This is a genomic window from Nonomuraea sp. LP-02, from assembly GCF_036289125.1.
GTDB lineage: Bacteria > Actinomycetota > Actinomycetes > Streptosporangiales > Streptosporangiaceae > Nonomuraea > Nonomuraea bangladeshensis.
Window position 1 is genome coordinate 6388452 of sequence record NZ_JAXCLK010000001.1, and the last position, 11847, is coordinate 6400298.

Annotated in this window: 13 protein-coding genes, 1 tRNA gene, 1 other RNA gene and 1 pseudogene; 8 read left to right on the forward strand and 8 right to left on the reverse strand. The window is 71.6% G+C overall.

The genetic code is table 11. From position 1 onward, the window contains the following. Positions 1-95 precede the first annotated feature (95 nt). From SMD20_RS30005 to SMD20_RS30015, 3 genes are read right to left on the reverse strand one after another with little or no spacing between them, the layout of a single operon-like run. Entirely contained in the window at positions 96-650 is a 555-nt protein-coding gene (locus SMD20_RS30005; RefSeq protein ID WP_329587718.1) for a DUF5063 domain-containing protein, read from the reverse strand. Continuing rightward, entirely contained in the window at positions 643-1242 is a 600-nt protein-coding gene (gene recR / locus SMD20_RS30010) for a recombination mediator RecR (protein WP_091088194.1), read from the reverse strand. The genes SMD20_RS30005 and recR overlap by 8 nt, the downstream gene beginning before the upstream one ends. Positions 1243-1244: 2 nt before the next feature. Beyond that, the gene (locus tag SMD20_RS30015; protein ID WP_020543009.1) at positions 1245-1595 is read right to left on the reverse strand and encodes a YbaB/EbfC family nucleoid-associated protein; all 351 of its coding nucleotides are present in this window, start codon (positions 1593-1595) and stop codon (positions 1245-1247) included. A gap of 351 nt (positions 1596-1946) precedes the next feature. Between SMD20_RS30015 and SMD20_RS30020 the strand changes: the two genes are divergently transcribed. Next, positions 1947-3458, forward strand: coding sequence for a helix-turn-helix domain-containing protein (locus tag SMD20_RS30020; protein WP_329587727.1), 1512 nt, complete (start codon positions 1947-1949; stop codon positions 3456-3458). 113 nt (positions 3459-3571) lie between these two features. On the opposite strand, the gene SMD20_RS30025 is transcribed toward SMD20_RS30020, so the two are convergent. Together SMD20_RS30025 and ffs are read right to left on the reverse strand one after the other, a co-directional pair. Next, positions 3572-5914, reverse strand: coding sequence for a DNA polymerase III subunit gamma and tau (locus SMD20_RS30025; protein ID WP_329587729.1), 2343 nt, complete (start codon positions 5912-5914; stop codon positions 3572-3574). Positions 5915-5945: 31 nt separating this feature from the next. Continuing rightward, an RNA gene (ffs, locus tag SMD20_RS30030) (signal recognition particle sRNA small type) lies at positions 5946-6041 on the reverse strand. 119 nt (positions 6042-6160) lie between these two features. Between ffs and SMD20_RS30035 the strand changes: the two genes are divergently transcribed. Both SMD20_RS30035 and SMD20_RS30040 read left to right on the forward strand, forming a co-directional pair. Then, positions 6161-6245, forward strand: a tRNA-Ser gene (locus tag SMD20_RS30035). Positions 6246-6407: 162 nt separating this feature from the next. Then, the gene (locus tag SMD20_RS30040) at positions 6408-7043 is read left to right on the forward strand and encodes a DUF6461 domain-containing protein (protein ID WP_329587730.1); all 636 of its coding nucleotides are present in this window, start codon (positions 6408-6410) and stop codon (positions 7041-7043) included. 14 nt (positions 7044-7057) lie between these two features. On the opposite strand, the gene SMD20_RS30045 is transcribed toward SMD20_RS30040, so the two are convergent. Further along, positions 7058-7324 carry a hypothetical protein gene (locus SMD20_RS30045; RefSeq protein WP_329587732.1) on the reverse strand — a complete coding sequence of 89 codons (267 nt, stop codon included), beginning with the start codon at positions 7322-7324 and terminating at the stop codon, positions 7058-7060. A gap of 195 nt (positions 7325-7519) precedes the next feature. On the opposite strand from SMD20_RS30045, the gene SMD20_RS30050 reads away from it, so the two are divergent. After that, complete coding sequence (locus SMD20_RS30050; RefSeq protein ID WP_329587734.1) at positions 7520-8305, forward strand: ArsR/SmtB family transcription factor; 786 nt, start codon at positions 7520-7522, stop codon at positions 8303-8305. A gap of 9 nt (positions 8306-8314) precedes the next feature. Here the strand turns inward: SMD20_RS30050 and SMD20_RS30055 are convergent, their stop codons facing one another. Continuing rightward, positions 8315-9289 (reverse strand): NADPH:quinone oxidoreductase family protein, encoded by a 975-nt coding sequence (locus SMD20_RS30055; RefSeq protein WP_329587736.1) that lies wholly within the window; start codon positions 9287-9289, stop codon positions 8315-8317. 134 nt (positions 9290-9423) lie between these two features. Between SMD20_RS30055 and SMD20_RS30060 the strand changes: the two genes are divergently transcribed. The 4 genes and pseudogenes from SMD20_RS30060 to SMD20_RS30070 all read left to right on the forward strand — a co-directional run bounded on the left by SMD20_RS30060 (position 9424) and on the right by SMD20_RS30070 (position 11397). Then, on the forward strand, positions 9424-10488 hold the full coding sequence (locus SMD20_RS30060) for a threonine aldolase family protein (protein ID WP_329587740.1): 1065 nt from the start codon (positions 9424-9426) through the stop codon (positions 10486-10488). Then, positions 10380-10697 (forward strand): annotated as a pseudogene (locus SMD20_RS48425) (NUDIX domain-containing protein); the annotation flags it as partial. The gene SMD20_RS30060 and the pseudogene SMD20_RS48425, both read left to right, overlap by 109 nt. Before the next feature lie 28 nt (positions 10698-10725). Further along, the gene (locus SMD20_RS30065) at positions 10726-10848 is read left to right on the forward strand and encodes a hypothetical protein (RefSeq protein WP_329587743.1); all 123 of its coding nucleotides are present in this window, start codon (positions 10726-10728) and stop codon (positions 10846-10848) included. Positions 10849-10917: 69 nt separating this feature from the next. Then, positions 10918-11397, forward strand: coding sequence for a GNAT family N-acetyltransferase (locus SMD20_RS30070; protein WP_329587746.1), 480 nt, complete (start codon positions 10918-10920; stop codon positions 11395-11397). Here the strand turns inward: SMD20_RS30070 and SMD20_RS30075 are convergent. Beyond that, positions 11375-11809 (reverse strand): hypothetical protein, encoded by a 435-nt coding sequence (locus SMD20_RS30075; protein WP_329587749.1) that lies wholly within the window; start codon positions 11807-11809, stop codon positions 11375-11377. The genes SMD20_RS30070 and SMD20_RS30075 overlap by 23 nt on opposite strands. Positions 11810-11847: the final 38 nt, after the last annotated feature.

The following is an 11847-nucleotide window of genomic DNA, read 5'->3' on the forward strand; positions in this document are numbered from 1 at the left end:
TTCGGACTTTGAGCTGCCAGTCTACTTGGGTCGTCTCATGTTCTTGCTGCGTCATACCACTATGTGGACCGATATGCCCCTGTGCTGCAGGGCTTTCAGACCGTGGTCGCTTCTCCCGCGGCGTCGAGGGTGGACTCCTCCGCCACGTCGAGGCGCGAGTGCGCGGCCAGCGCCTGCAGCGCCCGCATCGCGGCGCCCGCGTGGTTGCCCCAGGTGTTGAAGTAGGAGTACTGCCACCACCACAGCGCCTCGTGCGGCCGCCCGGCGCGGAAGTGCCGCAGGCCGTGAATGAGGTCGGCGGCGACCGCGGTCAGGTCGTCGGACAGCCGGTAGGGGGTGACGCCCGTGTCCTTGTACGGGTCGAACACCTCCGCGTAGTCGTCGACCGGCCCGAGCCGCTCGGCCAGCGCCGTGCGCACGCCGTCGATGTCGGGGTCCTCGCTCATCGGCGGCTCGTAGTTGCCGGAGAGGATGACGTCGCGGTTGGCGCCGAGCTTGGCGCCCGCGAGGCTCACCTGAGCGACCTCGACCAGCAGCAGCGACCAGATGGCGTCGCCGCCCTCGCCGCCGGCGACTCTCGTCAGCCCGTCCACGTAATCCTGTGCGTGCCTGGAGATCTCCTCGGCGAGCGTGCTCCACTCGTCAGACATCCAGCAGCCTCCGTCCTTCGAACGCGCGGCCCAAGGTCACCTCGTCGGCGTACTCCAGATCGCCGCCGACGGGCAGCCCGCTGGCCAGTCGTGTCACTTTGATGCCCATCGGCTTGACCAGACGGGCGAGGTAGGTCGCCGTCGCCTCACCCTCGAGATTGGGGTCTGTGGCGAGGATGAGCTCGGTCACCCGGCCGTCGGCCAGGCGGGTCATGAGCTCGCGGATGCGCAGGTCGTCGGGGCCGATGCCATCGATCGGGCTGATCGCGCCGCCGAGCACGTGGTAGGTGCCGCGGAACTCGCGCGTCTTCTCGATCGCCACGACGTCCTTCGGCTCCTCGACCACGCAGATCACGTGCGTGTCGCGCCGCGCGTCGCGGCAGATGCGGCACTCCTCCTCGGAGGCCACGTTGCCGCACACCCGGCAGAAGCGGGTCTTCTCCTTGACCTCCAGCAGCGCGTGCGCCAGCCGCTTGACGTCGGCTGGATCGGCCGCGAGCAGGTGGAACGCGATCCGCTGCGCGCTCTTGGGACCGACGCCGGGCAGCAGGCCCAGCTCGTCGATCAGGTTTTGGACGACCCCTTCGTACATGCCTAGAACCCTGGCAACTGTCCGAGGCCGCCGCCACCCAGCCCCTGCGCCAGCGGGCCGAGCTTCTCCTGCTGCAGGTCGGCCGCCGCGCGCACGGCGTCGCGGACCGCCGCGATCACCAGGTCGGCGATCGTGTCGGCCGTGTCCTGCGGGTCGGCGGCGTCGATCACGCTCGGGTCGATCTTCAGCTCCAGCAGCTCGCCCGATCCGTTGACGACGGCCGTCACCAGGCCACCGCCGGATGAGCCCTCGATCTGCGCGTCGTTGAGCTCCTGCTGGGCGCTCACGAGCTGCTGCTGCATGAGCTGGGCCTGCTCCAGCAGCTGCTGCAGGTTGACATCCCCTGGGTTCACCGTCGTGCGCTCCTCGTGGCTCCGCGTTCGTGACTGCCACGAGCCTACGGTGTTTGGGCGGCGACATGCACTGCGGGACGCCCCATGTTTCGCCACCGGCGCCCTCGCGGGCCATGACCGTGGTGTTTGTCGGCGGTGTTTATTGGCCGGATCCCGGCCCCCCTCCAGTGTCCGAGACCCGGCCATCACGCCGGCGGAGCGGCCGCACCACGCCGACGCGTCGGGCCAGAACGCTAGGCGAACCAACGTTGCACACACGTTGCGCTCGTTCGGGCACCCTCCGCGATCCCCGATCGGGTTGCGCGGCCCGGCCGCAGGGCGGATGCTCTATGTGACTACTTGGAGTGACCGATGAGTTACGCCCCCCTCGACGCTTACTCCCGCCTTCTCCGCGGGGCCCACGAAGCCGCGGCCACCGGCCGGGCCTGGCCTCACCCGCCCCGCGACCTCATCCAGGACTCCTGGCGCCGCTCCCTGGCCGCCGGGGTCGATCTCGAGGCCGGCGGCGCGCCCCTCGTCTGCGATCCCGCCCGGCTCGACGACATCCGCCGCGCCCACCCGCTGCACCCCCTGCTGCCGCTGCTCGCCACCACCCTCTCCGGCCTGATCGGCGAGACCGGTCACATCATGATCATCAGCGACGGGCAGGGCCGGGTGCTGTGGCGCGACGGCGGCGCCACGGTCCTGCGCCGCGCCGACCGGGTCGGGCTGTCCGACGGGCACGAGTGGGTCGAGTCCGCGGTCGGCACCAACGGCATCGGCACCACCCTCGCCGCCGGCCGTCCCGTACACGTCTACGCGGAGGAGCACCTGATGCGCGTGCTGCGCGTGTGGTCGTGCAGCGGGGCCCCGATCACCGACCCCGACTCCGGCCGGATCATCGGCTGCGTCGACGTCAGCGGCGTCTCCCGCTCGCTCCATCCGGCCACGGTCGCCCTCGTCGGGGCGGCCGCCAAGCTCGCCGAGAGCCAGCTCGCGCTGCGCATGCACGAGCGCGACGAGCGGCTGCGGCGGCGCTACGAGTCGCTGCGGGTGCGGCCGGGCGTCCTGCTCTCCCCCACCGGCCGGGTCATCTCCGGCGACCCCGGCGGGCGGCTCGGCGAGCGCGTGCCCCTCTGGGACGACACCGCGCCGCCCTCGGACCGCCTCCCCGGGGGCGGGCGCGGCCTGCTCCGGTTGCCCGCCTCCGGCGGCGAGCGCGCGAGGCCGTCCGGGCAGCGCATGATCCTGCGCGACGGCAGCGTGGCCATGCTGGAGCCGTTCTCCGACGGCTACCTCCTCCGCACCGTCCCGGCCGCCGCGCCGGCCACGCTCACCCTGTCGTTCCTCGGCGAGGGCGTGCCGTCCATCACGTTCGGCGACCACGACCGCACCCTGTCGCTCCGCCACGCCGAGATCCTGGCCCTCCTCGCCCTCCACCCCCACGGGCTGACGGCCGAGCAACTGTCGTTCCACGTGTACGGCGACGCGGGCAACCCGGTGACGATCCGGGCCGAGATCCACCGGCTGCGGGCGCAGCTCGGCAAGGCCATCTCCGCCAAGCCCTACCGGCTGGCCTGCCCGGTGGAGGCCGACTTCCTCGTCCTGCGCCGCAGCCTCGCCACCAGGGACGCCGCGGCGCTGGCCCGCGCCTACAAGGGGCCGCTCCTGCCGCGCTCCGAGTCGCCCGAGATCCGCCGCGAACGGGACGAGCTCGAGGCCCAGGTCCGCGCCTGCCTCCTCCGTCACGGCTCGCCCGAGCACCTGTGGGCGTACGCGCAGACGTGCAACGGCCGCGACGACTACGAGATCCTCGAACGCCTCGCCGCGCTCCACCCCACCGACGCCCGCGCCGCCGCCGCCCGCACCCGCCTCCTGCCTTGAGAGGACGCGGGCCCGTCAGATGTGATCGACAGAGGGGACGCTGGGCCTTCAGACGTGGTCAATGGAGGGGGCGCGGGGCCGTCAGGTGTGGCCAATTGAGGGGCGCTGGGCCTTCAGGCGTGGTCGATCTCGCCGATCACGCGGGCGCCCAGCTCGCGTTCCAGGAGCGCCATGCCCGAGACCGCGTCCACGTCGGCGTCCGCGTCGTTGAGCGGATCGACCTCGTCCGCGTCCGGCCCCTTGGCGCGTCCAGGGACGACGTCCGGCCAGGCGGCCGCTCCGCCCCGGCCTCCCGACGATCGGGGACCGGCCTGGGCGGCCGCCTTGGCGGCCGAACGGGCGGCGGCCAGACCGGCGCTCGGCGTGGCGCCGACCGGCACCGTACGCGTCGGGTCCGGCGACGGCGGCAGGCTCGGGCCGGGGTCGTCCGGGGCGTCGGGCCAGGACTCGTCCGTGGTGGGACGCGCGGGAGCGATGACCGCGACGGCCGCCGCCGGAGGCTGCCCGGGGTCCTGAGCCCCCTGGTCGTCCTGGGAGCCGGCGTGCGAGGACGTGCGGCCCTGGTGCCCCGGCCCGCCCTGCGTGGCAGGAGGAGGGCTCTGGACGTTGGGCGCGGGCGGCGGGCTGTACGCAGGCTGCGCGGGCGGACGCCCGCCACCGCGTCCGGACGACGACGGCGGCGGCCCGTTGCCCACGACCGCCTCCACCCGCCAGGTCCCGCCGAGCACGTCGCTCAGCGCACTGGCCACGACGGCGTCCTTGCCACCGCCCGTGAAGTTCTTCATCGCGCCGACCTGGCTGAACCCCAGGGTGACCACGTTGCCTTCGACGCCCGCCACCTGGGCGTTGGTGCTCACGTTGGCCCAGACCACGATGCTGCGCTGCTTGAGCGCCGCCAGCACGGCGGGCCACTGCTGCTGCATGACCGCCACCCCGGCCCCTGCCTGCCCACCTCCCGCGGGCACAGGCTGAACGGGTGCAGCGGACGCGGCCGGAGCCGCCGGAGCGGCCGGTGCGCCGGGACGGGCCGGCTCTGGCCAGTCATCCGCCGCGACGGGGGCGGACGGCTGGTCACCCGCGTGTGTCGAGGCCCCACCGGCCGGGTCCGGGGAGGCGTCGGCCTGCGGCACGCTCGGGGCCGGAGCATCGGAGCCACCACCTGAGGCGGCGAGGCGCGCCGAAGCCGCCCCTGGCCGCGGAATCACGACCCCACCGGCTGGGACGGCGGGCGAAGCGCTGGGGGCGGCGATGGGCGGGGCACTGGGTGCGGTGGTGGCGCGGGCGGCCATGGCGGCGACGGTGCCGCCGCGCTCAAGGCGTTCGAGGCGGGCCAGCAGCGCCGCCTCCCCCTGCGCCGCCCCCGGCAGCAGCACCCGGGCGCACATCAGCTCCAGCAGCAGCCGCGGCGACGTGGCCCCGCGCATCTCGGTCAGCCCGGCGTTGAACACCTCGGCGGCCCGGGTCAGCTCGGCGGGCCCCATGGACGCGGCCTGCTGCACGAGCCGCTCCAGCTCGTCCGCCGGCCGGTCGAGCAGGCCGCTGGTGGCCGCCTCGGGGACGTTCGCCAGGATCACCAGGTCGCGGAAGCGTTCGAGCAGGTCGGCGGCGAAGCGGCGCGGGTCGTGGCCGCCCTCGATGACCCGGTTGACCGCCTGGAACACCTTGCCGCCGTCACGCTCGGCGAACGCGTTGACGACCTCGTCGAGCAGGTCGCCGTCGGTGTAGCCGAGCAGCGAGACGGCCTTGGCGTAGGTGATGCCGTCCTCCTCGGCCCCGGCGAGGAGCTGGTCGAGGATGGACAGCGAGTCACGCGCGGACCCGGCCCCGGCCCGTACGACGAGCGGCAGCGCGGCCGGCTCGAACGGGACGCTCTCGGAGACGAGGATCTCCTCCAGCAGCCCGCGCAGCGTCGCGGGCGGCATGAGCCGGAACGGGTAGTGGTGCGTACGCGACTTGATCGTGCCGATGACCTTCTCAGGCTCGGTCGTCGCGAAGATGAACTTCAGGTGCGGCGGAGGCTCCTCGACGAGCTTGAGCAGCGCGTTGAACCCCTCACGGGTCACCATGTGCGCCTCGTCGATGATGTAGATCTTGAACCGCGCGGAGACGGGGGCGAAGAACGCCCGCTCACGCAGGTCACGCGCGTCGTCCACGCCGCCGTGGGAGGCGGCGTCGATCTCGATGACGTCGAGGTGGCCGGGGCCGGTGGGGGCGAGGGCGACGCAGGACTCGCAGACGCCGCACGGGTCGGGGGTCGGGCCCTGCTCGCAGTTGAGCGAACGCGCCAGGATGCGGGCGCTGGAGGTCTTGCCGCAGCCGCGCGGGCCGCTGAACAGGTAGGCGTGGTTGACGCGGCCGGTGCGAAGTGCCTGCCGCAGCGGGTCGGTGACGTGTTCCTGACCCTTGACCTCCGCGAAGGTCCCGGGCCGGTACTTGCGATAAAGCGCAAGGCTCATGCGACCATCCCGCCTGCGAGGGGGCTCTAACGAAAGAGACCCCCCGCACACCCGCCAGAGCCCGCTTATCCTTGCTGCCTTCCGGCCCTGGGGAGGTTCACAGGATGACGCCGCGCGAGGGGTCCGTAGGACAGTCTAGCCGGACCCGGCAGTGCTCGCTCCACCTCCGGCCCTCGCGCGAGCCTTCGGCAACCCACGCGCAAAAGGTGGTCCAGACACCGCTGGAAGTCCGGTAAGCTCGTCGGCGGAGGATTCGCCTAGTGGCCGAGGGCGCACGCTTGGAAAGCGTGTATAGGGCAACCTATCGGGGGTTCAAATCCCCCATCCTCCGCGCCTGGTTGAGGCAGTAAACGCGAAGGGGCCGACCCTACCCAGTCGGCCCCTTCGTCGTTTCCAGCCTCGGTTGGCTTCTTCGAAGAGCTCGTCCCCCTCCTCACCCGCTTCCCAGAGCAGGCCCTGCTACCGCGCCGTTCTGTCGGCGATTGCTGCGATCATGCCGCTCACGCGCTCAAGGGAAGGATCGACCATGGCAGAGGCACCCGAAGAACTCCCCTGCTTTCCCGGCCACGAGACTTTAGGTGAGATCTACTGCGTGTCCTTCGTCCGTGATCTCTCCCCGGAGGAAGTCCTCCGCCGGTTCGGCGTGGACGAGGAGACCTTGGAAGAAGGGGTGACATTCGGCGAGGTGGACCTTCGCTCGGGGGAGAGCATGAGGGCCGACGCGGCCGGTTACATCGGAGCCGCCCGAGTCGGCGACTGGACCGTGGTCGTCGAACCCGGGGGATGGCTGATGGCCGTCGTCGACACGATCTACGCCCGGGTCTCACAAGGAACCGAGGTCGTGTCGGTCTGCTGCCACGAATACGCCAGCGACACCTTCGCCTACATCGTCGACGGCACGCTGGTCGTCTCGTTCGACCCGATGTACCCAGAAGAGCGATCGGGCAGTGATCCAGACCGCTTCGTCATGAAGATGCACGAGGTCGAGCTGGATCCCGACCACGACCTCGATGGACCGGGGATCGACCACCCGATCGAAAGATCGTTCGCCTTGGCGAGCAGCATCACCGGCCTGTCGCTCTCCACGGACCTGCGGAACCTGTGGTTCCTCGGCGCGGAACCGCTGTAGCACCAGGAGCTTCGTCAAGCTTCTGAGCCGGATTCCTGCTCGAACTCGGCCTTGCGTCGATCGAGGTAGGCAGGCCAGTCGGTGCGCGCCGCGACGACGTCGTCGATGGATAGTTTGATCACTCCGCAAAAGGCGAGGGAGCAGGCGCGTGGCATGGAGGCGTCGATCAGGGAAATCCCCTCGATCCGATCGCCATCGTTGAAGGTGCAGAGTACGGGGTGGAAAGAGCAGTCTTCGTAGATGTCGCCGGGGCTGATACGTCCGGGCCGATCTCTGGTCACGGAGAAAGTGTGCTGGGTCGTTGCGACAACCTTGTCTTCGGCGGGTCACGGCAAGCCCGGATCAAGTAGGCCCCTTGCTGTCTTCCGGCTCCGTTCTTCTTCTCATCCTGCTCTCTCAGCGCGCATTGACATGCAGCCGGAAGGCTGCCTAAAGTGAAAAGGCAGCCGAACGGCTGCGTTATCTGGAGTGGCGTGATGGACGAGGTATTCAAGGCGCTGGCCGACGCCAGTCGCCGGCGGCTGCTCGACAGTCTCAACGCCCGTAACGGGCAGACCCTGCGTGAGCTGTGCGCCGGGCTGGACATGGCGCGGCAGTCGGTGAGCAAGCACCTGGCGGTGCTGGAGGCGGCCAACCTGGTGACCACCGTGTGGCGGGGCCGGGAGAAGCTGCACTATCTCAACGCCGCGCCCATCAGCGAGATCGCCGAACGCTGGATCAGCCGTTACGACCAGGCCCGGGTCGACGCCCTGGCTGATCTGAAGAGAGTTCTGGAGGAGACCCCGATGGACAAGCCCGAGTTCGTGTACACGACCTACATCGGCACCACGCCCGAACGACTGTGGCAGGCGCTGACCGACCCCGCCTTCACCCAGCGCTACTGGGAGACGACGTTCAAGACCGACTGGGCGCCCGGGTCCGAGATGACCTGGGACAACCACGGGGTGGTGATCAGCGATCCCGAGCAGGTCGTCCTGGAGTCCGAGCCCTACCGGCGGCTGTCGTACACCTGGCACACCTTCACGCCGGAGCTCGCGCGGCGGTTCGGGTGGGACGAGGAGTTCCTCGGCACGCTGGCCGGTGAGCGACGGTCAAAGGTCACGTTCGAGATCGAGCCGGTCGGCGAGAAGGTCAAGCTGACCGTCGTCCACGACGGCTTCGACCCCGGCAGCACCGCGGCGCAGATGGTCAGCGTGGGGTGGCCCGAGGTGATCTCCGGCCTCAAGACCCTCCTCGAGACCGGCGCCCCTCTGCCCAGCTGATCACCTCGTTCAGGTCAGGTCCAGGACCGTCAGGCCGAGCTTCGCGCGTCCCGCGACGGTCCTCATCGCCTCGGCCGCCTGGTCGAGGCGGTAGCGGCCGGTGATGGGCGGCTTGAGCCGGCCGTCGGTGAGCAGGGACTCCAGGGCCCGGCGGTTGGCCTCCGCCTCGTCGGGGTGGTGGCGCTCGAAGTCGCCGATCTCGTAACCCGTCACGATCGAGCCCTTCAGCAGGACGAGGTTGAGCGGGACGCGCGCGATCTCGCCCGTGGCGAACCCGACGACGACGAACCGGCCGCCGTAGCCGGTCGCGCGCAACGCCGGCTCGGAGAACGGGCCCCCGACCATGTCCAGCACGACCCCGGCCCCCTTGGGGCACAGCTCCTTCAGCGCGAGCTTGAGATCGCCGCCGCTGTAGTCGACCAGCTCGTCGGCGCCCAGGCCCCGGCAGAACTCCAGCTTCGCGGCGCCGGCCGCGCAGGCGATCACCCGGGCGCCCAGGGTCCTGCCGATCCCGATGGCCGCGGACCCTACCGCGCCGGAGGCGCCGAGGATCACCAGGTCCTCGCCCGGCTCGATCCGCGCGGTGGACACCAGCGCGTCGTACGCCGTGCGGTACGTGCTCCCCGTCAGGCACGCCAGGTCCGGGGACAGCCCGCCCGGCGTGGGCCGCAACTGGGCCTCGGACACGCAGACGCGTTCGGCGAACGCCCCGATGAACGCCATCCCGTGGACGCGGTCGCCCACCGCGAACCGGGAGCAGCCCGGCCCCACGGCCGCCACGACGCCGGCCACGTTGTTGCCGGGCACGTACGGCACCGGCACCGGAATCTGGTAGACGCCCGTCGCGATGAGCGTGTCGACGAAGTCCACCGACGCCGCCTCCACCTCCACGAGCACCTGGCCAGGACCCGGTGACGGGTCGGGCACCTCCTGCACGGCCAGGCTCGTCAGGTCACTGGTGTCGGTGCACAGGAGAGCGCGCATGGCCGGCTCCCGCCTCTCTGTCGATGTCGCCGCGTGGATGGCAAGCTAACGCACCGACGCGCGGCCGCGCCCGGCCCCCATGGCTCTCTATGCTGCTTGTTGCACATCATTCGCAATAACAGAGGGAGAGTCCCATGCGGTCGCTGTTCCTGCACGCGCCGACCCGGCGCCGGCCCCGCGTGATGCTGGAGCGCATGCTGGCCCTGGTGGACGACGACACCCCGGCCGACGGCCCGGAAGGCCCCGTCGCGGTGCTGGAACGGCGGCTGGCCGGACTGCTCGGCAAGGAGAGCGCGCTGTTCTTCCCCAGCGGCACGATGGCCCAGCAGACCGCGTTGCGCGTGCACGCCGACCGGCGCGGCCGTCGTACGTTCGCCGCCCACCCCCAGACGCACCTGGACGTGTGGGAGGAGCAGGGCTACAACGCCGTCCACGGCCTGACGTTGCGCCGGGCCGGCGACCCGTACGAGCTGATGACCGCGAAGGACCTGGCGGCAGCGGTCGGCGAGCCGCCGGCGGCGGTCGTGTGGGAGCTGCCGCAGCGCGACCTCGGCGGGTTGCTGCCCGAGTGGGACGACCTGTGCGAGCAGACCGCGCTCGTCCGTGCCGCCGGCGCCGCCACACACCTGGACGGCGCCCGTCTCTGGGAGGCCCAGAGCTATTACCGGCGGCCGTTCGACGAGATCGCCGCCCTGTTCGACACCGTCTACGTCTCCCTCTACAAGAGCCTGCAAGGCGTACGCGGCGCAGTGCTCGCCTCCGACGCGGCCACTGTGGACGTGGCGGCGGTGTGGCGGCAGCGGCTCGGCGGCGGCATCGGCGACGCGTGGCCGCTCGCGCTCGCGGCGCTGGTCCACCTCGACACCCTGGCCGACCGGATGCCCGCGTACCGCGAGCACGCCATCGCCGTCGCGGCCGCCATCAACGCCGACGGCGCCGCCCGCGCCCACCCCGACCCGCCGCAGACCCCGCTGTTCCACGTCCACCTGCCCGCCGACCGGCGCGCCGTCGAGCAGGCCGGCCAGGAGATCCTCGCCGAGCACGGCATCCAGCTCTGGGGCCGGGTACGCTCGGCGTCCGAGCCGGGCCGATGCGCGTTCGAGGTCACCGTCGGCGAGAACGCCATGGAGTTCACCCCGGACGAGGTGGTCGCCCTCATCCACGACCTGCTGGCCCGCGCCGCCAAGCGGCGCCCGTGAAGGCGCTGTCCGTGCTCGCCGTCACCGCGGTGGTCCACAGGGACGCCGAGGTCTGTCTGGGACCTGCCCGGCGGCATGTGGAGACCGGGGAGTTCGCGGACGAGGCGGTCGCCCGTGAGCTCCGCGAGGAGACCGGGCTGAGGGCGGGCCCGCCGTTCCGCCTCCTGAGCGTCGTGCAGCTCCGCAACCCCGACGAAACACCATGGGGAGATCCGCTGCGAGGATCCGGACGGCGACGTGCTGGAGGCGGAATGGGTCGGGGCCGTCCCCGAGGCGGTGGTCCGCCTGTCCGCGAACGGGGCCGCCCACGTGCGCGAGCCCGCCGTCGACTGCCTCACCCGCCCCGCGGAGCCGAGGTGACCTTCCGGAGGTGGCCGGGCGGGCGGAAATGAGGTGCGCCGGCAGGGGCCGCGGTGTCACGATCCTCACGTGGAGGATGCGGCCGCGTACCGGACAGCTCGCGTCACAGGCTCCGCCGAGCTGGTGGATGTCACCGCGAGGCTCCTCGATCAGTTGCCGTCGTGGTTCGGGATGCCGGAGGCGAACGCCGGGTACGTCGAGGCGGCGAAACGCCTCCCCGGCCTCGTCGCCTACGCGGGCGCGGAGGCCGTCGGCGTGCTGCTGCACGAGCGGCACTTCCCCGAGGCGGCCGAGATCCACCTGCTGGCGGTCTCCCCCTCCTGGCATCGGCGGGGCATCGGCCGGGCGCTGGTCGACGCGGTCATCGCGGAGATCAGGCCGGGCGGCTGCCGGATGCTCCAGGTCAAGACCCTCGGCGCGCGGCATCCGGACCCCGGTTATGCGAAGACCAGGGCCTTCTACCGGGCCGTCGGCTTCCTCCCGCTGGAGGAGACCGACGACCTGTGGCCGGGCAACCCGTGCCTGATCATGGTGAAGTGGTGCCACTGACGCCCGGGGCGGCGTCGAGCGCGGCGGTGATCTTGCGGGCCATCTCGGCCGTCGCGGGGCTGGGCTCCCCCCGCTGAGCACGGGCGGCCGTCTCGACCGCGACGAGGACGGTCCCGCGGAAGTTGTCGGCCTCCGTCGGGTCCTGCCGCCTGAGCAGGCTCATGGCCGCCGTCAGCGCGGGCAGCACGTGGTCGGCGAGCGCGGCCACGGACCTGCCCTTCAAGTCGACGTCCCGGGACTTCTCGGCGAGCACGTGCCCGACCAGGCCGGTCGCCGAGTGGAGGGCGATGGAGCCGCCGGTGGCGGCCTTGTGGGGCCGGCCGGCGGCGTCGGCCGCGGCCATCAGCGTGACGGCGCCGTACGCGGCCGTGCGCAGGGTGAGCTTGTCCTGGTCGGTGAGGGTCACGGACATGGTGATGTTCTCCTTCTTGCGAGCGCGAGCGCGAGCGC

What these genes read in the sequence shown, in the direction of transcription:
- SMD20_RS30005 (WP_329587718.1), bottom strand. Translation starts at nt 650, where the DNA reads ATGTCTGACGAGTGGAGCACGCTCGCCGAGGAGATCTCCAGGCACGCA.
- SMD20_RS30025 (WP_329587729.1), bottom strand. Translation starts at nt 5,914, where the DNA reads ATGAGCCTTGCGCTTTATCGCAAGTACCGGCCCGGGACCTTCGCGGAG.
- SMD20_RS30020 (WP_329587727.1), top strand. Translation starts at nt 1,947, where the DNA reads ATGAGTTACGCCCCCCTCGACGCTTACTCCCGCCTTCTCCGCGGGGCC.
- SMD20_RS30050 (WP_329587734.1), top strand. Translation starts at nt 7,520, where the DNA reads ATGGACGAGGTATTCAAGGCGCTGGCCGACGCCAGTCGCCGGCGGCTG.
- SMD20_RS30055 (WP_329587736.1), bottom strand. Translation starts at nt 9,289, where the DNA reads ATGCGCGCTCTCCTGTGCACCGACACCAGTGACCTGACGAGCCTGGCC.
- SMD20_RS30060 (WP_329587740.1), top strand. Translation starts at nt 9,424, where the DNA reads ATGCGGTCGCTGTTCCTGCACGCGCCGACCCGGCGCCGGCCCCGCGTG.
- SMD20_RS30040 (WP_329587730.1), top strand. Translation starts at nt 6,408, where the DNA reads ATGCCGCTCACGCGCTCAAGGGAAGGATCGACCATGGCAGAGGCACCC.
- recR (WP_091088194.1), bottom strand. Translation starts at nt 1,242, where the DNA reads ATGTACGAAGGGGTCGTCCAAAACCTGATCGACGAGCTGGGCCTGCTG.
- SMD20_RS30075 (WP_329587749.1), bottom strand. Translation starts at nt 11,809, where the DNA reads ATGTCCGTGACCCTCACCGACCAGGACAAGCTCACCCTGCGCACGGCC.